The sequence below is a fragment of the Streptomyces sp. NBC_00539 genome (assembly GCF_036346105.1).
In the GTDB taxonomy this organism is placed as follows: Bacteria; Actinomycetota; Actinomycetes; order Streptomycetales; family Streptomycetaceae; genus Streptomyces.
In genome coordinates this window covers 2,447,319-2,466,377 of record NZ_CP107811.1, presented here as the reverse complement: position 1 = coordinate 2,466,377, position 19,059 = coordinate 2,447,319, and the positions used below count along the sequence as shown (strand labels likewise).

At 74.1% G+C, this 19,059-nt stretch carries 18 protein-coding genes; 12 read left to right on the top strand and 6 right to left on the bottom strand.

The annotated features are described in order from the left end of the window. Positions 1 to 6: 6 nt before the first annotated feature. A complete protein-coding gene (locus OG861_RS10660; RefSeq protein ID WP_329198227.1) occupies positions 7 to 447 on the top strand; it encodes a MarR family winged helix-turn-helix transcriptional regulator in 441 nt (146 codons plus the stop codon). A gap of 27 nt (positions 448 to 474) precedes the next feature. Here OG861_RS10660 and OG861_RS10655 read toward each other — a convergent pair whose 3' ends face one another. Continuing rightward, complete coding sequence (locus tag OG861_RS10655; protein WP_329198228.1) at positions 475 to 1,248, bottom strand: hypothetical protein; 774 nt, start codon at positions 1,246 to 1,248, stop codon at positions 475 to 477. A gap of 453 nt (positions 1,249 to 1,701) precedes the next feature. Between OG861_RS10655 and OG861_RS10650 the strand changes: the two genes are divergently transcribed. The 5 genes from OG861_RS10650 (at position 1,702) to OG861_RS10630 (ending at position 7,393) form a co-directional block, all read left to right on the top strand. Beyond that, on the top strand, positions 1,702 to 4,578 hold the full coding sequence (locus tag OG861_RS10650; RefSeq protein WP_329198229.1) for a sensor histidine kinase: 2,877 nt from the start codon (positions 1,702 to 1,704) through the stop codon (positions 4,576 to 4,578). Next, the gene (locus OG861_RS10645; protein ID WP_329198230.1) at positions 4,575 to 5,048 is read left to right on the top strand and encodes a roadblock/LC7 domain-containing protein; all 474 of its coding nucleotides are present in this window, start codon (positions 4,575 to 4,577) and stop codon (positions 5,046 to 5,048) included. The genes OG861_RS10650 and OG861_RS10645 overlap by 4 nt, the downstream gene beginning before the upstream one ends. Further along, complete coding sequence (locus OG861_RS10640) at positions 5,045 to 5,428, top strand: DUF742 domain-containing protein (RefSeq protein WP_329198232.1); 384 nt, start codon at positions 5,045 to 5,047, stop codon at positions 5,426 to 5,428. Before OG861_RS10645 ends, OG861_RS10640 begins: the two co-directional genes overlap by 4 nt. Beyond that, a complete protein-coding gene (locus OG861_RS10635) occupies positions 5,409 to 6,029 on the top strand; it encodes a GTP-binding protein (protein WP_330261692.1) in 621 nt (206 codons plus the stop codon). The genes OG861_RS10640 and OG861_RS10635 overlap by 20 nt, the downstream gene beginning before the upstream one ends. Positions 6,030 to 6,127: 98 nt before the next feature. Beyond that, complete coding sequence (locus tag OG861_RS10630; RefSeq protein WP_329198236.1) at positions 6,128 to 7,393, top strand: styrene monooxygenase/indole monooxygenase family protein; 1,266 nt, start codon at positions 6,128 to 6,130, stop codon at positions 7,391 to 7,393. Here OG861_RS10630 and OG861_RS10625 read toward each other — a convergent pair. After that, positions 7,339 to 8,610, bottom strand: coding sequence for a C40 family peptidase (locus tag OG861_RS10625; protein WP_329198238.1), 1,272 nt, complete (start codon positions 8,608 to 8,610; stop codon positions 7,339 to 7,341). The genes OG861_RS10630 and OG861_RS10625 overlap by 55 nt on opposite strands. Positions 8,611 to 8,835: 225 nt before the next feature. Here OG861_RS10625 and OG861_RS10620 point away from each other — a divergent pair, with 225 nt between their 5' ends. After that, positions 8,836 to 10,245: an FtsW/RodA/SpoVE family cell cycle protein gene (locus OG861_RS10620; protein WP_329198239.1), complete on the top strand. Its 1,410-nt coding sequence runs from the start codon at positions 8,836 to 8,838 to the stop codon at positions 10,243 to 10,245. Beyond that, positions 10,242 to 11,711 (top strand): penicillin-binding transpeptidase domain-containing protein, encoded by a 1,470-nt coding sequence (locus tag OG861_RS10615; protein WP_330261691.1) that lies wholly within the window; start codon positions 10,242 to 10,244, stop codon positions 11,709 to 11,711. The genes OG861_RS10620 and OG861_RS10615 overlap by 4 nt, the downstream gene beginning before the upstream one ends. 110 nt (positions 11,712 to 11,821) lie before the next feature. Here the strand turns inward: OG861_RS10615 and OG861_RS10610 are convergent, their stop codons facing one another. Then, positions 11,822 to 12,943 carry a ferritin-like domain-containing protein gene (locus tag OG861_RS10610; RefSeq protein ID WP_329198243.1) on the bottom strand — a complete coding sequence of 374 codons (1,122 nt, stop codon included), beginning with the start codon at positions 12,941 to 12,943 and terminating at the stop codon, positions 11,822 to 11,824. Between the two features lie 179 nt (positions 12,944 to 13,122). On the opposite strand from OG861_RS10610, the gene OG861_RS10605 reads away from it, so the two are divergent. The 3 genes from OG861_RS10605 to OG861_RS10595 are packed head-to-tail and all read left to right on the top strand — an operon-like array spanning position 13,123 to position 15,081. Next, on the top strand, positions 13,123 to 14,052 hold the full coding sequence (locus OG861_RS10605; protein ID WP_330261690.1) for an AurF N-oxygenase family protein: 930 nt from the start codon (positions 13,123 to 13,125) through the stop codon (positions 14,050 to 14,052). A gap of 29 nt (positions 14,053 to 14,081) precedes the next feature. After that, positions 14,082 to 14,798, top strand: a complete 717-nt coding sequence (locus OG861_RS10600; RefSeq protein ID WP_329198247.1) for a TetR/AcrR family transcriptional regulator — start codon at positions 14,082 to 14,084, stop codon at positions 14,796 to 14,798. Positions 14,799 to 14,808: 10 nt separating this feature from the next. Further along, a complete protein-coding gene (locus tag OG861_RS10595; protein WP_329198249.1) occupies positions 14,809 to 15,081 on the top strand; it encodes a hypothetical protein in 273 nt (90 codons plus the stop codon). Positions 15,082 to 15,344: 263 nt separating this feature from the next. Here OG861_RS10595 and OG861_RS10590 read toward each other — a convergent pair whose 3' ends face one another. The 3 genes from OG861_RS10590 to OG861_RS10580 form a co-directional block, all read right to left on the bottom strand. Then, positions 15,345 to 16,601 carry a HAMP domain-containing sensor histidine kinase gene (locus tag OG861_RS10590; RefSeq protein ID WP_329198251.1) on the bottom strand — a complete coding sequence of 419 codons (1,257 nt, stop codon included), beginning with the start codon at positions 16,599 to 16,601 and terminating at the stop codon, positions 15,345 to 15,347. Then, entirely contained in the window at positions 16,598 to 17,287 is a 690-nt protein-coding gene (locus OG861_RS10585) for a hypothetical protein (protein ID WP_329198253.1), read from the bottom strand. The genes OG861_RS10590 and OG861_RS10585 overlap by 4 nt, the downstream gene beginning before the upstream one ends. 152 nt (positions 17,288 to 17,439) lie before the next feature. Continuing rightward, the gene (locus OG861_RS10580; protein ID WP_329198255.1) at positions 17,440 to 18,021 is read right to left on the bottom strand and encodes a hypothetical protein; all 582 of its coding nucleotides are present in this window, start codon (positions 18,019 to 18,021) and stop codon (positions 17,440 to 17,442) included. Positions 18,022 to 18,236: 215 nt separating this feature from the next. Here OG861_RS10580 and OG861_RS10575 point away from each other — a divergent pair, with 215 nt between their 5' ends. Then, entirely contained in the window at positions 18,237 to 19,034 is a 798-nt protein-coding gene (locus OG861_RS10575; protein ID WP_329198257.1) for a nuclease-related domain-containing protein, read from the top strand. The last annotated feature ends 25 nt before the right edge of the window (positions 19,035 to 19,059 follow it).

Below are 19,059 nucleotides of genomic sequence, written 5' to 3'. Positions count from 1 at the left end.
CCGGACGTGCACGGGAGAGAAGACCAGGAGTTCCTTGCCCTGGAGCGGGAGCTGTCCGTCTTCCTCCGGCGTGCCCGCGCCTCCTCCGGCGAGATGGCCCGTGCCCTCCACCCCGAGCTGGAGCCGGCCGCGTACGGACTCCTCGTCCGGCTGGAGGCCGCGGGCCGGCAGCGGGCCACCGAGCTCGCCGCCTACTTCGGCGTCGGCAAGGCCACCATGAGCCGCCAGCTGCGCGCCCTGGAGGTACTCGGCCTGGTGGCCCGCGAGCCGGACCCCGCCGACGGCCGGGCCTTCCTCGTCGGGCTCACCGACGAGGGCCGGGCCCGGTTCCTGCGGGTGCGGGGCGCCCGGCGCGAGCAGTACATGCGCAAGCTGGCCGACTGGGACCGCGGCGAGGTCGCCGAGCTGGCCCGGCTGCTCCACCAGCTCAACCAGGGCGCCGAATAGGCCCCGTACGCCGCATGGGCGCACGGGTCACAGCTCCGCGTAGACCGCCGACGCGTCGTCATGGCGCTTGTGGCGGGCCGGCGGGCGGGCCGGGTCGGACTCCGCCGCACGGACCCGGCCGATCAGGCCCTCGGCGCCCTCCTTGCGCAGCACCGCCATGCAGTCGGCCCAGTCGCCCTCCCGGAACGTGTCCGTCCACCGGCTGGCCCCGTCCGTGAGCGCGGCCACAGCCCGCACCTCCCCGCGCGGCGTACGTCCCGTCACCGCCCGGGCGGCCACCGCCGGATCCGCGGCCGCCGTGAAGAAGCCGCCCTCCGCGTTGCGCAGCGCGTCCGCCGTGGCCACCGAGCGCAGCGCGGCACGCGGTATCCGGTCCAGCCGGTCGTCCACCACCGCCGTGACCCCGCCGCCGGGCGCCTGCAACAGCAGTACGGAGTCCGACAGCACCAGATGCTCCACCTGCGTCTCGTCCCAGCGCGCCATCACCACCGTCGCCTGAGGGGTGCGCACGTGAGAAAGGTCACAGCCGCCGCCGTGCGCCGCGCCGGTTTCCCTGATGGCCTCCGCCAGGATCCGGTCCAGCGGCATGTCCCGCCGCGAGCCCGACAGTTCGGCCAGACAGCCGCCGAGCCGGGCCGTGAACCACGGCACCCCGTGCACACAGCCGTCGTCGCCGCGCGGCGGCGTGACTCCGTCGAGGAGCACCACAACTCCGCCGCCCAACGCGGGTATCGCAGCTGAGACCCAGTCCTCGTTGGGGCGTTCCGGGCTGCCGGCCACCGAGGCCAAGTCGATGCGCATACGGACATTCTGCCCCGGCGGCCCGGTAGTGGAAGGGGCCCCCGCCAGGCCAGGTCCGTACCAAATCGGGAGGGGTGGGACGGCCCGGCGCGGAGCCCGCGGGGCAGGAGGGCGGGGCATCTTGCCAAAGCGCGCCTCGTTCTTTCAACCACCCGTCCACGGACGGCACCTGGCACACGCGGCCCGAGTTGGTCGGCCACTCCTCTGTGATGTTCACTCCTTCGAGTGGCGGGGTGGGCGATGTGCGGCTCTGTTCCCATCGCACTGCGAAGGTCTGAGGCGGTACGAGGGGGCAGGGGGCGTTTACTTGTTGACCGGCCGTTACCTCGGCCACACGAGTAGACGAGCACGAGCACACGTACAGGATTGCGAGCACCGGTGCAGAAGAAGCGGTCTCGGAAGAACGGCACCGCCAGCGCAGACGGACCCGCCCCCGCAGGACGTCGCGTCCGCGTGCGCAGCAGGCTGGTGGTCGGCGTGGCCGTCGCGGGCCTCACCGTCCTCGCGGCAGGCGCTCCCGCCGTCGTCTCCGCAACCAGAGAACTGAACGACTCCCAGCGGCTGGTGACCCTCGCCGAGCAGGCGCAGGCGAGCCTCACCCTGGCGCACCTCCTCGGAGACGAGCGCGACGCCGTGGTCGAGTACGCCGCCAAGGGCCGCCCCGCGGGCGCCAAGGCCGCCGTGCAGGAGCGCGTCGCCGGCACCGACCGGCAGCTGTCCGAGGTCCGGCCCGACGCGGACGAGCAACTCGCCGGCGTACTCGGCCGGATCCCCGCCGTGCGCACCGAGGCCGTGGACGGCAAGGGCAGCGCCCTCGCCGCGCACCAGGCCTACAGCGCCGTCATCGCGGATCTCCTCGCACCGGGCGACCGGCTCGCCGAACTGACCCCGCCGCGCGCGGAGGCCGCCCTGGCCACCACCCGCCCGCTCGCCCCCCTCGGCCAGGCCGTCGAACAGGCCTCGGCGACCCGGGGGCTGCTGCTCGCCGCCCTGGCCGTTCCCGCCCCCCGCGGCGACCAGCCCACCGGCACCTTGGCCGCGGACGAACTCACCGCCGCCGCCCAGCGCTCCCGGGTCCGGGAACAGGCCGCACTCGACGACTTCGCGCGGGCGGCCCGGCCCGACGTACGGCAGACGCTGACCGTCACCGTCACCGGCCCCGAGGTCAAGGCGGCCGACGACTACCTCAAGCGCCTCACCGAGCGGCCGACGCTGTCCACCGCCGACCGCAGGGCCGACGCCGGTTCCGTCGGTTCGGCCCTCACCGCCCGCATCGACCGGATGCGTTCGGTGGAGTCCACGCTGGCCGGCCGGCGCTCCACCTCCCTCGCCACGCTGCGCGACGACGACGTCCAGCGGCTGGAGCTGCTGGTCGCCTTCCTCGGCGTGCTGTTCCTGTTCGTCGTGGGCGTCTCGACGGCCGTCGCCCGCTCGCTGACCCGGCCGCTGTCGGTACTGCGCCGCGGCGCGGCGCGGCTGGCGACGCCCGAGGGCTCGGTGGAGCCGGTCCGGTTCACCGGCCGCAACGACGAGTTCGCCGAGGTCGTACGCCACCTCAACGCGGTACGGGACCAGACCGTCGCCCTGCACACCAAGATCGCCGGGCTCGACGCCGACCGGCGCCGGCTCATCGGCCGCAACGAGGCGCTGTCCTCGGGCCGGGGCGCGCTGGAAACCGAGCTGGCGGACGTCCGCGCCCGGCTGGAAGCGGAACTGGTGGAGCTGCGGGCAGGGCTGGAGGAGCACCGGCGCGTCATGTCGACGACCTCCGTCTCGCTCTCGCTGCGGACCCTGGGCCTGGTCGAGCGGCAGCTGGCCGTGATCGAGGAACTGGAGTCCAAGGAACAGGACCCGGAACGGCTCTCGACCCTGTTCAAGCTGGACCACCTGGCGACCGTGATGCGCCGCCACAACGAGAACCTGCTGGTGCTGGCCGGACAGGAACACGGCCACGGGCAGGCGCTGCCGGTGCCGCTGGTCGACGTCATGCGGGCCGCGGTCAGCGAGATCGAACGCTACGAGCGGGTCGACCTGGCGGCGATGCCGTCGTACACGCAGGTCGCCGGGCACGCGGCCGACGACATCTCGCACGTGCTCGCGGAACTCCTGGAGAACGCGACGACGTTCTCGCCGCCGGACGCCAAGGTGAAGGTGTCCGGACGGCTGCTGGACTCCGGTGAAGTGGTGCTGTCCGTGGTGGACGAGGGCATCGGGGTCACCGCCGACCGGCTGGAGACGCTGAACGCCCGGCTGGCGACACCGGACGCCTACGACGAGGAGCCGGAGGCGGAACACGGGCTGGGCCTCGGCCTGTACGTGGCCGGCCGCCTCGCGGCACGCCACGGGGTGACCGCGGAGCTCCGGGCCGGCCGGTACGGCGGGACGGAGGCGCTGGTGGTGGTCCCGGCCGCGCTGCTGCCCCTCGCGCCGCCGACCTCGCCCGTGCACACGCTGGCCACGCCGGGGCTGCCGGAGTTCCGGCTGCCCGGGGTGGTCGCGGAGGCCAACGAGAACACGCTGCCCCCGCGGATCCCTCCGGTGGTTCAGGGAGTCGAGGACGGCGCCTCCGCCGCAGCGGGCGGGGGCCCGGCCGACGACGCCGACCCCGCCGCAGTGGGCGAAAGCCCGGCCGGGGACGCCGAGTCCGCCGCAGCGGACCGCCGCGCCCCGGGCGAGGGACCGGACGGGCAGGCGGCGGCCCCCGCCGAGGAGCCGTCCGCCCAGGACGGGGCCTTCGGGGATTCCGCAGGGCAGTTGCCCCCCGAGGCGCAGGTGTTCACGGTGGGCGCCCCCGCCGGCGGGGAGCCGGGCGGGGTGGACCCGGGGGAGGAGCTCCTCGCGAGGGTCGTGCCCGAGCCGGACCCGGCGGCCTTCGCGGTGCCCGACCCCGAGCCGGAGGGCGCCGAGCCGCTGCCGGGGACCGCACCCGGGGCCGTCGTACAGCAGGAGACACCGCCCCCGCCCGCGCGGCCCGACGCCGCCCCGGCGGAGCCCGACCCCCACGGCCGGGCGGCCGCCGAGGAGAGCTGGCTCCCGCGCCAGGGCAGCCACGGGCACCCCGAGGAGGCCGTCACCGACAAGGGCCTGCCGAAGCGGACCCCGCGCCCCGCGGCCAGGGCCGCGACGGCCGGGCGGCCCGTCGACGTACGGCCCGAACCGCGCCGGGTGGACGCCGAAGAGCTGCGCCGCCGGCTCGGCGGCTTCTACCAGGGCTCCCAGGACGGGCGGCGCGTCGCCGCAGCCGAACTGGCCCAGGACCAGGCCCCCGACCAGGGCCGGCAGCAAGGGCAGACCGACCGGGGGGACACCGCACAGGAGGCACGCACATGACCGCGCCCAGTACGTACGGACTGAGCACCCAGGCCCGCAACCTGCAATGGCTGCTGACCGACCTGGTCGAGGAGGTACCCGGAGTCAACTCCGTCGCCGTCGTCTCCTCGGACGGGCTCCTGCTGCTCTCCTCCGAGCCCGCGCCCCCCACGGCCGTCGACCGGCCCAAGGGCCCGCGGGGAGCCTCCGCCGACCTCGCCACCATCGTCTCCGGGCTCGGCAGCCTCACCAGCGGCGCCGCCGACCTCATGGAGTTCGGCTCCGTGAAGCAGACCATGGTGGCCATGGAGCACGGCTCCGTCTTCGTCATGGTCATCAGCGACGGCTCGCTGCTGGGCGTGCACGCCACCCCCGACTGCGACATGAGCGTCGTCGCCTACCACATGGCCCTGTTCGTGGGGCGGGCCGGGCACGTCCTGACCCCCGAAGTCCGCAGTGAGCTGCGCCAGTCGATGGAGAACACCCCGTGAGGAGTCCGGCCACCGACCGGCTGCCCATACGCGGCGCCGACCGCCGCCCCGCCCGGGTCCGCCCGTACTCCCTCACGGGCGGCCGGACCCGCTTCGCGCAGATCCTGCTGGTGGAGACCTTCGTCGCCACCCTCGACACCGGTCCGGCCGAGACGGCGGACCGGATGCCGGAGATGCCGGCCATAGTCGAGGTGTGCCGCCGCATGCGCACGATCGCCGAGATCGCCGCGCTGCTGAAACTGCCGCTCGGTGTGGTCCGCGTCCTGGTCAGCGACCTCGCCGACCAGGGGCGCGTCCGCGTCTACGGCACGGGCCACGGCACCGGCCGTCCCGACCGCGCGCTGCTGGAAAGGGTGCTCGATGGCCTCCGCCGTCTCTGACCGGGCCCCGGCCGTGGACGAGCCCGTCCAGCCGTGGCAGTGCGACCGTTCGCGCGCGCCCGTCGCGGTCAAGGTCCTGGTCGCGGGGGGCTTCGGTGTCGGCAAGACCACCTTCGTGTCCTCCGTCTCCGAGATCACCCCGCTGCGCACCGAGGCGGTGATGACCCGGGCGAGCCTGCCCACCGACGACCTGTCCGCGACCCCGGACAAGAACACCACCACCGTCGCCATGGACTTCGGCCGCGTCACGCTCGCCGACGACCTCGTCCTGTACGTGTATGGGACGCCGGGCCAGGAGCGCTTCTGGTTCATGTGGGACGACCTGGTGCGGGGGGCGATCGGCGGGCTGGTGCTGGCCGACACGCGCCGGCTGCGCGACTGCTTCCCGGCCCTGGACTACTTCGAGAGCTGCGGACTGCCGTACGCCGTCGCCGTCAACCACTTCGAGGGCTCGCGGGAGTACGAGGAGCGTGACGTGCGGGAGGCGCTCGGCATCGCACCGACCGTACCCGTCGTGATCATGGACGCCCGACGCCGGGCCACGGTGGTCGAGTCCCTGCTGGCCCTGGTGTCGCACGCCCTGGACGCCACGCCCGAATAGCGCGCGGCGCGGCCCGGCGTGCACACCGCAGCCCCGAGGAACCGCAGCTCCCACAACCGCAGCCCGTAGCACCGCAGCCCCCGAATCGAGAACGTGAGATGCGCAAGATACTCGTCGTCGGGGCCGGCCAGTCCGGTCTCCAGCTCGCCCTCGGACTCCAGTCGAAGGGGTACGAGGTCACCCTCATGTCCAACCGGACGGCGGACGAGATCCGCACCGGCCGGGTCATGTCCACCCAATGCATGTTCGACACGGCGCTCCAGCACGAGCGGGACCTCGAGCTGGCCTTCTGGGAGCGGCAGGCCCCGAGGATCGAGGGCGTCGGCGTCTCGGTCGCCGGCCCGGACGGCGGGCGCGCCGTCGACTGGCTGGGCCGCTTGAAGGGCTTCGCGCAGTCCGTCGACCAGCGGGTGAAGATGGCGGGCTGGATCGACACGTTCGTGCAGCGGGGCGGGCAGCTGGTCATCCACGGCGCGTCCGTCGCCGACCTGGACTTCTTCTCCCGCACGTACGACCTGGTGCTCGTCGCCGCCGGCAAGGGCGAACTGGTGTCGATGTTCGGACGGGACGCGGCGCGGTCCCCGTACGACGCGCCGCAGCGCGCGCTGGCCGTCTCCTACGTGCACGGGCTCGGGCCGCGCCCGGAGCACCCGGACACCGAGGCGGTGCGCTGCAACCTGGTGCCCGGCGTCGGGGAGCTGTTCGTCATGCCGACCCTGACCACCTCCGGGCGGGCGGACATCCTGTTCTGGGAGGGCCTGCCGGGCGGTCCGGTGGACGCCTTCAAGGGCGTCAAGGACCCGTCGGAGCACCTGGCGCTGACGCTGGAGCTGATGGAGCGGTTCACGCCCTGGGAGTACGCGCGCGCCACCAAGGTGGACCTGACGGACGGCGGCGGCACCCTCGCCGGGCGCTACGCGCCCGTCGTGCGCAACCCGATCGGGCGGCTGCCGGGCGGCGGCCTGGTACTGGGCGTCGCCGACGTGGTCGTGGCGAACGACCCGATCACCGGGCAGGGCTCGAACTCCGCCGCGAAGTGCGCGGCCTCCTACCTCTCCTCGATCCTCATGCACGGTGACAAGCCGTTCGACGAGGCGTGGATGAAGGCCACCTTCGACAAGTACTGGTTCACGACCGGCAAGCCGGTGACCCAGTGGACCAACGCGATGCTGGGCGTCCCCCCGGAGCACGTGCTGAACCTGATCGGGGCGGCCGGGCAGCTGCCGCCGGTGGCGGATCGATTCGCCAACGGCTTCGACAACCCGGCCGACTTCGACGCCTACTTCTACGACCCCGAGGACACGGCGGACTACCTGGCCGAGGTCTCGGCTTCGGTGTCCGCGTCGGGCCCGGCCCCCGAGTAGCCGGTGTCGTCCCCCTCCGTGGCCGATTCGGGCAGCGGCGGGAGGGTGAACGAGGCGAGCGGGGTCCCGCCGGGGTCGGGCCGTACGGCGCCCAGGACCGGGTTCGCGGCGATCGGCGACACCTTGACGCGGGTTCCCGGACGGGGCGCCTGGATGACCTTGCCGCCGCCGATGTACAGGGCGACGTGGGTGGCGGTGGGGAAGTACACCACCAGGTCCCCGGGGCGCAGCCGGTCCAGCGGCACCTTCGGCAGCTGTGCCCACTGCTCCTGGCTCGTGCGGGGGATGGACCGCCCGGCGTGCTCCCAGGCCCGGGAGGTGAGCCCGGAGCAGTCGAAGGAGGCCGGGCCCTCGGCGCCCCAGACGTACGGCTTGCCGATCTGGGCCGCCGCGTAGGCGAGGGCCGCGCCGCCCGCGGCGGTGGGGGTGGAGGCCTGCGCGGAGGCGGAGGGGGCGCCCGCCCGGCCCAGGCGGCCGGAGCCGACGAGCTCCCGTTGCGCTTCGGCGGTGACCGCGTCCTCGCGGGCGTCGAGCTGGGCGAGTTGCCCGGGCGTCAGGGAGGCCAGGAGCCGCTCGACCTCCTTGAGCCGGCCGGTGACCTCGTCCTTGTGCCGTTTCCGCTCGGCGGCCAGGTTCCGCTGTGCGTCCAGGGCTCTGCGGGCGGCGCCGGCGAGGGTCCCGGCGTGCTGCTCGCCGTGTTCGAGGCGGGCGAGGACCCCGGCGGTGCGGGCGCCCTGGAGGGCGGTGAGGCGGCGCTGGTCGGAGGCGTGGCGGAGGTCTCCGGTGAGGAGCATCCGCAGGTAGGGGGAGAGGCCGCCGCGGGCGTGCTGGTACTGCTCGCGGGCCAGCCGGCCGGCGAGGGCCCGTTCGGCGCTGAGGGCGGTACGGGCTTTGCCCAGCTCGGTGGTGAGCCGGCGCTCCTGCTCCTGGCGTGCCTTGAGGGCGACTTCGGTGGCGTTGTACGCCTCGGAGGCCTGCTCGGCCTTCTGGTACAGGTCCTGGAGGCGGGTGAGCAGCACGCCGACGGGTTCGGTGGCGGGCGCCGCGGCCGGCCGGAGGGCCGGGGCTTTCCGGGGCGCGGAGGCGGGCCGGGGTGCTCCGACGGGTTCCGTCGCGGGGAGGGGTTCGGCGCGGGCGGTGGCGGGCGGGCCGGCGGCCGTGAGGAGGACGGCGGCGGCGATGCAGACGGTGCGGACAAGACGTGGTCGGTTTGTCATGTAATCACCTCCGGGGCAGGCCGATGTTGCCATGCCCGGTATGACGAATCCTCCACCGGAGGCGGCGGGGTGAGGCCGCGTCACCTGTTCGGAGGGGCGCGGCGGGGGTCCGGGCCGTCGCTGCCGCCGCTCGCGCTCTCCCCAGGTCCCGACCGTTCGTGGCGACTCTTCGGCGCACTGTGACATAAGCGGACATAGGGTTCTCGTGCTTGCTACGTTCCCCCTATGACCGCTCTGACGGCGAAGGTGACGGAGCCCTCCCCGCCCCCGCCTCCCGACGCCCGGATCCCGGGGGGCCGCGGCATCGAGCTGACCCTGCTGACCGGGGCGGTCCTGATCTCCGTACTCGGTCACCTCTACGTGGGCTTCGCCGCCACCGGACGCTTCCCCGAGGCCGTCACCCGCCACACCGTCGGGTTCGCCGCCGCCGCGCTGATCGCACACCTCGCCGTGCGCCTGCGCGCCCCGTACGCCGATCCGCTCGTGCTGCCCATCGCCGTCCTGCTCAACGGACTCGGCCTCGTCCTGATCGAGCGGCTCGACCTCACCACCGCGGGCCACCACACCGCCGACGAGCAGCTGCGCTGGTCCGGCATCGGACTGGCCCTGTTCGTGCTGGTCGTCGGGGTGCTGCGGGACCACCGCGTCCTCCAGCGGTACGCGTACCTCTCCGTCACCGCCGCGCTCGCGCTGATGCTCGTCCCGGTCTTCTTCCCTGCCGTCAACGGCGCCCACATCTGGATCCGGTTCGCCGGGTACTCCTTCCAGCCGGGGGAGTTCGCCAAGATCCTGCTCGCCGTCTTCTTCGCCGCCTACCTCGCCGCGAACCGCACCGCCCTCGCCCTGACCGGGCGCCGGCTGCTGTGGAAGCTGCGCCTGCTGCCCGGCCGCGTCCTCGGCCCGATCCTCACGATCTGGCTGCTCAGCGTCGGCGTACTGGTGCTGGAACGGGACCTCGGCACGTCCCTGCTCTTCTTCGGCCTCTTCGTGATCATGCTGTTCACCGCCACCGGGCGGATCGGCTGGATCGCGATCGGGCTGCTGCTCGCGGCCGTCGGGGCGTACGCCGTGGGGACGTTCGAGCCGCACGTGCACACCCGCGTGGAGGACTGGCTGAATCCTTTCGCCTCCATCGCGCGGGGCGAGGGACCCGGCCAGCTCGCCCAGTCCCTCTTCGCCTTCGGCGCCGGCGGCCTCCTCGGCGCCGGACTCGGCCACGGCCAGTCCTTCCTCATCGGCTTCGCCGCCAAGTCCGACTTCATCCTGGCCACCGCCGGTGAGGAACTCGGGCTCGTCGGCCTCAGCGCGATCCTGCTGCTCTACGGGCTCCTCGTGGACCGGGGATTCAGGGCCGGACTCGCGCTGCGCGACCCCTTCGGGCGGCTCCTGGCCACCGGGCTCGCCTCGATCCTCGCCCTCCAGGTGTTCGTCATCGCCGGCGGCGTCACCGGACTGATCCCGCTCACCGGCATGGCCATGCCCTTCCTGGCGCAGGGCGGTTCGTCCGTCGTCACCAACTGGATCATCGTCGCCCTGCTGATCCGGCTCGGGGACAGCGCCCGCAGGCCGGTGCCGCCGCCCGTTCCGGCGCCCCCGTCGTCGCCCTTTCCGGCGCGAGAGGGGGGCCCCGCGTGATCCGCTACATCCGCTGGTGCGCGTACTTCTGCGCGGCCCTGCTCGTCGCCCTGCTGGTCAACATGGGCCGGGTGCAGGTCTGGGAGGCCTCCGCCTACGGAGCCAACCCGGCCAACAAGCGCACCGCCGTCGAGCGGTACGCGAAGCCGCGCGGGGACGTCCTGGTCGACGGCCGGCCCGTCACCGGATCCCGCGACAGCGGCCAACTGCTCCGCTACGAGCGCACCTACGCCAACGGCCCGCTCTACGCTCCCGTCACCGGGTTCTCCTCCCAGACGTACGGGACCAGCTTCGTCGAGCGCGCCGAGGACGCCGTCCTCGGCGGCACCGACCCGGGCCTGTCCGCCTTCCCGCTCTGGTACGACCTCGCGCGCGGCCACCCGCCCGGCGGGAACGCGGTGACCACCATCCGGGCCGCGATGCAGCGGGCCGCGTACACGGGGCTGGCGGGCCGGCGGGGCGCGGTCGTGGCCCTGGAGCCCGCGACCGGCGCGATCCTGACCCTGGTCAGCAGCCCCTCGTACGACCCGGCGGCGCTCTCGGGGACGGGCGCGCGGGTCAACGAGGCGTGGACGCGGCTCAACGCGGACCCCGCCAGGCCGATGCTCAACCGGGCGCTGCGCGAGACGTACCCGCCCGGTTCCACCTTCAAGATCGTGACGGCGGCGGCCGCGCTCGACGCCGGGGTGGTCGAGGACGTGGACGCCCCGACCCGGACGCCCGACCCGTACCCGCTGCCGGGGACCAGCACCCTGCTGCCGAACGAGGCGACCGGCTGCGAGGACGCCTCGATGGCGGAGGCGGTGCAGTGGTCCTGCAACACGGTGATGGCCAAGATCGGCGTACAGGTGGGTCTGCGCGGCATGGTCGAAGCGGCGCGGCGCTTCGGCTTCAACGACGACGGGCTGCGGGTGCCGTCGTGGGTGTCGCCCTCGGCCTTCGACACCGACATGAGTCCGGATCAGCTGGCGCTGTCGTCGATCGGGCAGTTCAACACCAAGGCGACCCCGCTCCAGATGGCGATGGTGGCGTCGGCCGTCGCGGGCGGCGGGGAGCTGAAACGCCCGTACCTGGTGGAGCGCACCACCCGGGACGACGGCAGTCAGGTCCGCCGCGGCGAACAGCACACCCTCGGCCGGGCGATGAGCCCGGCGACGGCGCTGCGCATGCAGGAGCTGATGGTCAAGGTGGTGGAGAACGGCACGGGACGCAACGCCGCCATCCCCGGCGCGGTGGTCGGAGGCAAGACCGGCACCGCGCAGCACGGCGTCGGCAACGCGGGCACGCCCTACGCCTGGTTCATCGCCTGGGCCAGGGCGCAGGGCGCGCCGCTGCCGGCGGTCGCGGTGGCGGTGGTCGTCGAGGACGCGGCGGCGGACCGCGGCGGCATCAGCGGCAACAGCGCGGCGGCCCCGATCGCGCGCGCCGTGATGGCCGCGGCGCTGGCGGCGAAGCCCACGCCGTGACCGGGGCGCCGCTCGGGCGGTCGTTCGCCGGCGCCGCTGTCCGGGCGGTCGGGGCTGTCCGGGCGGTCGGGGCTGTCCGGGCGGTCGGGGCTGTCCGGGCGCGCCGCCGCTCAGGCGCTCGGGTCGCCGCTCTCCGCTCCCTCGGCGATGGTGGCCCGGACCTCCGCCACCCGGTCGCGTTCCTCGGCGGCGAACCGCTCGCGGTCCATCGCCTCGGCGATCTCCTCGTCCTCGCTCATCAGCAGGTCGAGGTTGGAGTTGCCCATCTCGAAGACGCCCATCTCCAGGTAGGCCCGCTGCAGCCGGTCACCCCACAGCCCGATGTCCTTCACGCACGGCACGATCCGGCTGAACAGCAGCCTGCGGAACAGGTGCAGGAACTCCGACTGCTCGCTGAAGTCCTCCGCCTCCTTCCTCGGGATGCCGAAGTTCTCCAGCACCTCCACCCCGCGCAGCCGGTCCCGCATGAGGTAGCAGCCCTCGATCACGAACTCCTCGCGCTCGCGCAACTCGGCGTCCGTCAGCTGCTTGTAGTAGTCCCGCAGCGCCATCCGCCCGAACGCCACGTGCCGGGCCTCGTCCTGCATCACGTAGGCGAGGATCTGCTTGGGCAGCGGCTTGTCCGTCGTGTCGCGGATCATCCCGAACGCGGCCAGCGCCAGCCCCTCGATCAGCACCTGCATGCCCAGGTACGGCATGTCCCAGCGGGAGTCGCGCAGGGTGTCGCCGAGCAGCCCCTGGAGGCTGTCGTTGATCGGGTAGAGCATCCCGACCTTCTCGTGCAGGAAGCGCCCGAAGACCTCCGCGTGCCGGGCCTCGTCCATGGTCTGGGTGGCCGAGTAGAACTTCGCGTCCAGGTCGGGTACGGATTCCACGATCCGCGCCGCGCACACCATCGCCCCCTGCTCCCCGTGCAGGAACTGGCTGAAATTCCACGCCGCGTAGTGGCGGCGCAGCTCGCCCTTGTCCTTGTCGGTGAGTTTGGCCCAGTACGGGGTGCCGTAGAGCGTCAGCGCCTCGTCGGGGGTGCCGAGCGGGTCGTACGGGTCCACTTCCAGGTCCCACGCGATGCGCTTGGCGCCGTCCCACTGCTTGTCCTTGCCCTTCTGGTACAGGGCGAGCAGCCGCTCCCGGCCGCCGTCGTACTCCCAGCTGAAGCGCGCGGAGCCGGAGGCCGGAACCTGCCAGACGCCCTCGCCCGGGTCCTTGGTGTAGAGCTCGTGCGTCGACACTGACGCCCCCTTGCCTCGTGTACTCGCGTACCGGACCGGCCAGTTGGCCACCGTGCGCAGCGTCACACGTTGGTAGACGCGGGGTCAACAAGTCGCGCCGGAGGGATTGACGGCCTTGCTGACAAGCAGTCTCATAAGCAGTGACCGCCGGTAACTCCACGAGCGAGGTGTCCGAAGCCATGACGACCGTGACCGACCGAGCAGCGCCGAGGGACGCACTCGGCCTCCTCAAGGACCGCGAGGAAACCGCCGCGCGACTGCTCGAATCGTCGGCCAAACACTCCTTCGACCCCGACAGGGAACTCGACTGGGACGCCCCGCCGATCGACGGCAAGTACTACTGGCCGCCCGAACTGCTCTCGCTCTACGACACCCCGCTGTGGAAGAAGATGGGCGAGGAACAGCGCATCGACCTCTCCCGCCACGAGGCGGCCGCGCTCGGCTCCCTCGGCATCTGGTTCGAGATCATCCTGATGCAGCTGCTCGTCCGGCACATCTACGACAAGTCGCTGGTCAGCGACCACGTCCGCTACGCACTCACCGAGATAGCCGACGAATGCCGGCACTCCATGATGTTCGCCCGCATGATCCGCAAGGCGGACACCCCCGCCTATCCGGTCTCGCGCACCCACCACAACCTCGCCCGCGTCCTCAAGACGGTCTCCACCACCCCCGGCTCCTTCGCCTGCACCCTGCTCGGCGAGGAGATCCTCGACTGGATGCAGCGCCTGACCTTCCCCGACGAGCGCATCCAGCCGCTCGTACGCGGAGTCACCCGCATCCACGTCATCGAGGAGGCCCGGCACGTCCGCTACGCCCGCGAGGAACTGCGCCGCCAGATGCTGACGGCCCCGCGCTGGGAGCAGGAACTCACCCGGATCAGCTGCGGTGAGGCCGCCCGCGTCTTCTCGCTGGCCTTCGTCAACCCCCAGGTCTACGAGAACATCGGCCTGGACCGGCGCGAAGCCGTCGCCCAGGTCAAGGCGAGCGGCCACCGGCGCGAGGTCATGCAGACCGGCGCCAAGCGGCTGACGGACTTCCTCGACGACATCGGCGTCCTGCGCGGTGTCGGCCGCAGGCTGTGGCGGAGCTCGGGACTCCTCGCCTGACCGGCCTCCCACGGGGTTACCCTGCGGGCATGACGACCGTACGGGCGTACCGCAGGCTGAGCGTCGAGGAGCGGCGGGCCCAACTCCTCGACGCGGCCCTGTCGCTGTTCGCGCACCGCGCGCCGGAGGAGGTCTCCCTCGACGACGTCGCCGAGGCCGCCGGGGTCTCGCGCCCGCTGGTCTACCGCTACTTCCCCGGCGGCAAGCAGCAGCTCTACGAGGCCGCGCTGCGCTCGGCCGCGGAGCTGCTGGAACAGTGCTTCGCCCAGCCCCAGGCCGGCCCGCTGACCCAGCGGCTGTCCCGGGCCCTGGACCGCTACCTGGCCTTCGTCGACGAGCACGACACCGGCTTCGCGGCGCTCCTCCAGGGCGGCAGCGTCGTGGAGACCTCCCGCACGACGGCGACCGTGGACGGCATCCGCCGGGCGGCGGCGCAGCAGATCCTCGTCCACCTGGCCGTCCCCGACCCCGGCCCGCGGCTGCGGATGATGGTCCGCACCTGGATCACGGCCGTGGAAGGGGCCTCGCTGATCTGGATCGACGAGGGCAAGCAGCCGGACGTGGCCTCGCTCCGCGACTGGCTGGTGGACCAGTTCATCGCCCTCCTCACCGCCACCGCGGCCACCGACCCCGAGACGGCCGCGGCGGCGCGGGCGGCCCTGGCCCTGGAACCGGTGGACGGCCCGGTCGGCGTGCTTGCCCGGCGGGTGGTCCCGCTGGTCTCCGGGGCGGCCCACCTGCTGTGACACTGGAGGGGTGAGAAGCGAATCCACCCCGTTCGAGGGCGGCCCCATGGACGGCCGGTCCCTGCCGATCCTCCTGGGCCCGACCGGCCACCCGCCGAAGTGGTACGAGATCCCGGTCCCGAACCCGGACGGCGCCGCCCCGACGGTCCTGCTGTACGAACGCGTCCCGGCGGGCCAGACCAGACGCCTGGGCCTCCTCAAGGGCTGGAAGTACACCTTCCGCCCCGACGGAGTCCGCCCCCGCCCCCGCTGGCCCTGGCGCCGCGCCCAGCCGGACGCCTGACGGAACCCACCGGCGGGCTTCGCCCTCGCGGTCGCGGTGCCGGGAGCACCCAGGCGGTGACGGGGGGCAGGGCCGGCCATCGGCCCACCGGCCGGCCATCGGCCCACCGCGCCCGGCCCGGGCGCACCCGCCCCAACCCCGGCGGCAGCCGGGGAAGTTCGCGGCGCCCGGCGCGGCCCGGGAGACGCTCCGCGCAACGCCGCCACCCCCACGCGCCCGGCCAGGGCTGCCCCGCCGCGCGCCCGCGAACCGCCCGGCCAGGGCTACGGCAGCGTCACCACCGCCTCCGCGCCGCCCCCCTCGGCCTGCCGGAACTCCAGCCGCGCACCGATCACCGCGGCCTGCCCGACGGCGATGGTCAACCCCAGCCCGTGCCCCTTCCCGGAGCCGGCCCCCGCTCCCGCGTTCCCGTCCCCACTGCGGAACCGCTGCGGCCCCTGCGTCACCAGGTACTCCGGAAACCCGTCCCCGTGGTCCCGCACCGTCACCACCGGCCCGTCCACCGTCAGGACGACCGGCTCCCGCCCGTGCCCATGGGCGTTCGCCACCAGGTTCCCCAGCACCCGTTCCAGCCGCCGCCGGTCCGTCTCCACCATCGCGTCCCGCACCACGACCACCTCCGTCGGCGTGCCCGACGCCCGCACCACCCGCCGCGCGAGCCGCGCCAGCTGGTGCAGGTCCGTCTCCACCACCTCGCGCCCCGAATCCAGCCGCGAGATCTCCAGCAGGTCCTCCGTCAGCCCGCGCATCGTCCGCACCCGCTCGCGCACCAGCTCCGTCGCCCGCCCCTCCGGCAGGAGTTCCGACGCCGCCTGCAGCCCGGTCAGCGGAGTCCGCAGCTCGTGCGCGACGTCCGCGGTGAACCGCTGCTCGCGCTCCAGCTTCCCCTGGAGGGTCGCCGCCATCGTGTCGAGCGCGGCCGCCACCGTCGCCACCTCGTCCTGGTGACGCGAGGGGTTCCCCGTCCGCGGGTCGTCCACCCGCGCGTCCAGGTCGCCCTGCGAGATCCGACGCGCGACCGCCGCCGTCTGCTGGAGCCGCCGGGTCACCCGCGTCACCGCGAACGCGCCCAGCAGGAGCGTGCCGCCGATCGCCACCATCGAGGAGCCGATGATCGCGTGGTCCAGCCCGCTGATCGTGCGCGCCGCCTGGCTGTAGTCCACGGCCGTGGCCAGGGCCCGGCCGTCCGCGGGGGCCGCCGCCCACATCACCTGCCGTCCCCGGAACTCGGCCACGACGGTGCCCCGCCGTCCCCCCACGGCCAGCTTGCGCAGGGACGCCGGCAGGCCTGCCGGATCGAGGGAGGAGCGCGGCGGCAGAGCCTCGCCCGCCTCGTACGCCCGCGTGGCGTCGCTCAGCTTCTCCAGGGCCCGGTCACGCGCGTTGTCGACCGTCTGCCGGGTGACCTCCACGTGCACGAGCGCGCCGAGCGCCGCCGCCAGCGCACAGCACATGACGACGATGAAACACGCCGACTTCCAGGTGAGCGTGGCGGTCCACGCGGGCAGCCGGGCCCTCATGACGTCCGCGGGCGCGCCGGCACCCGGACGATCTGCTCGCGCGTCGCCATCATGCTCCGCTGCTTCTCGTCCCACGACCACGTGGTGATCAGCTCGTACCCGGGATGCCCGCTCGGCACGTGCAGGACCACGTTCTGGCCGGCCAGCTCGACGCGGATGACGGTCTCGGTGGTCGCCATGATCCGGTTGAGCCGCCCGTCGGGGTCGGCCGTGTAGGCGCGCACCGACATCATGCTGCCCGGCAGTTCGATCCCGACGATGACCTCGTCCTTGCCGTTCCCCGTGAGGTCCCGGTAGTACGGGGTGAGCACGGGGCACTTCTCCGAGGCCTCCGTCCCGCAGGACCGGATCGCGTCGGCGGTCTCCTTCGGCATCCCGTCGGCGCCGGTGACGGCGCCCCGGTGGGCCCGCAGCTCCGCCTGCACCAGGGCCACCGCGTCCACCTCGTGCACGTTCTGGTCGTGCACGAGCGGCAGCCCCTGTACGTACACCGGCGGCACGCCCCCCGGCGGGGCGGGCGGCACTTCGGCGCCCTTGCGCCACGGCCACAGCTGTACGGGTCCACGCGCCGTCGGGGCCGATCCGGCGGCGGCCAGCCCGCCCGGGTCGCCGCACGCCGACGCCAGCAGCAGCACGCAGCCGGCCAGGAGCAGCCCGGCGCCCGCGCGGAAGGGGAGGGTGCGCACAGCGGCGGGCCTCCTCTTCTCGGTGCCGGGGATGACGGTCGGTTCCAGCCAACCTTAGGCCGACCCGGTCCCGTTTCGCCCGCACACATGGGCGATGCCCGGGCGACGGGGGAGCGGCGCCCCGGTGGCGCGGCGGTCGCCGGGCGCGCGGGTCAGGCGTCGCTGCGCCCCCGGCGCAGCATCGCGAACCCCAGCCCGGCGGCGCCGACGGCCGCGATGCCGCCGCCCGCGGCGAGCAGCAGCGCGCCGTTGCCCGGCCCGTCGGGCACGGCGTACGAGCGCAGAGCCTCGACGGCCGCGCCCCGGGGAGCGGCGGCCGCCGGGAGGGGCCGGCTGCGGGTCGCGGTCTTGTGCCCGTCGCCGGCCAACGCGTGCCCCTGCGGCCCGGGGGCGAGGGCGCCGACCCAGGACGAGAGCCGGCCGTCGGCCCGCAGCGCGAGGTGCAGCCCCTGCGCCTCGCCGACGGCGGGGGCGCCGGGGTGGCTGGTCAGCGACGCCACGCGGGAGCCGTCGCGCAGCACGTCGGCCTCGTACGTGTTCCCGGCGAGCCGGTACACCCGGGCGGTGGACCGCCCGTCGGCCAGGGCGAGGCTGCCGACCAGGGTCCGCGCCCCGACCGAGGCGGCCGGCAGTCCTTCGGCGAGCGCGGCGGCGGTGGGCAGGGCCAGCAGGGCGCCGGCGCATGCGGTCACGGCGGTGGCGCGGACGAGGGTGCGGCGGCTGACGCTGGTCACGGAACTCCTTCTGCGGGTCGGTCGGCCCGGGCGTCCCAACGTAGGGTCGCGCCGTTGCAGTAGGGCCATGACTTTGTAACGGTCAGCCGACGGCGCCCCGTCGGAGTCGTTACACACCGGCGCCACACGACGCCGGCGTTCACGCACCGCGCCGCGTACGGGGGATTGCCGGGCGGCACAACGCCTGCTCCCATGGACGCCGGGGGGTGGGGGAGATGCACGGACTCACGGTGCTGCCGAGCGGCCGGGCCGGACGGGGGCGGCTGTTCGTCAACCTGCCGGACGGCCGGGCGGTGGCCTGGTACGACCGGCGGACCAACCGGGTCAGCCTGCTGGAGGCGGACCGGCGGGAGGCGGTGCTGGCCGCCCTGCGCCCCTACCTGAGCGGCGAGGTGGCCGTCGGGCCCCCGCCGGTACCCACGCCCGTGGAACGGCTCCGGCTGGCCCTTCCCCCCGACCGGGACCTGGCCCCGAACCGCCCCGGCGAGCCACTGCTGGGGGAGCTGGCGTACGGCTCGCCGGGCACCAGGGCCCGTCACCGGCTGCGCCGCGAGATCGGGGCGCGGGAGCTGATGGGGGCGGAGCTGGACGTCCTCGAAGCGATGGACTGGCGGGTCCTGCACGCCGTGCCGCTGCCGGGCGGCGGCCTGATCGACCACGTGCTGATCGGCCCGGCCGGGGTGTTCTGCGTCGTGACGGTGCCGGGCCGGCGCCAGCGGGTCAGGGCGGGCGACCTGCTGCTCACGGTGGGCCGGGCCGACCCGCTCCCCGAGGTGCGCCGAGTCCGCCGGGCGGCCGCCCTCGCCGCGCACGCCCTGCGGTCGCCGGTCACGCCGGTCGTGGCCGTGGTCGGGGCCTCCACCGTCGAGGTGGCCCCGACGCTGCGCGACGTCCGCGTCCTGCAACCCGCCTCGGCGACGCCTTACTTCACGACCGCCACCCCCATCCTGAAACCCCCGGACACCGACGCCCTCTTCTCCCTGGCCCGCGACACCCGTACCTGGCTCCCGTAGGCCGTCGGGCGCCCGCCCCGGCCGC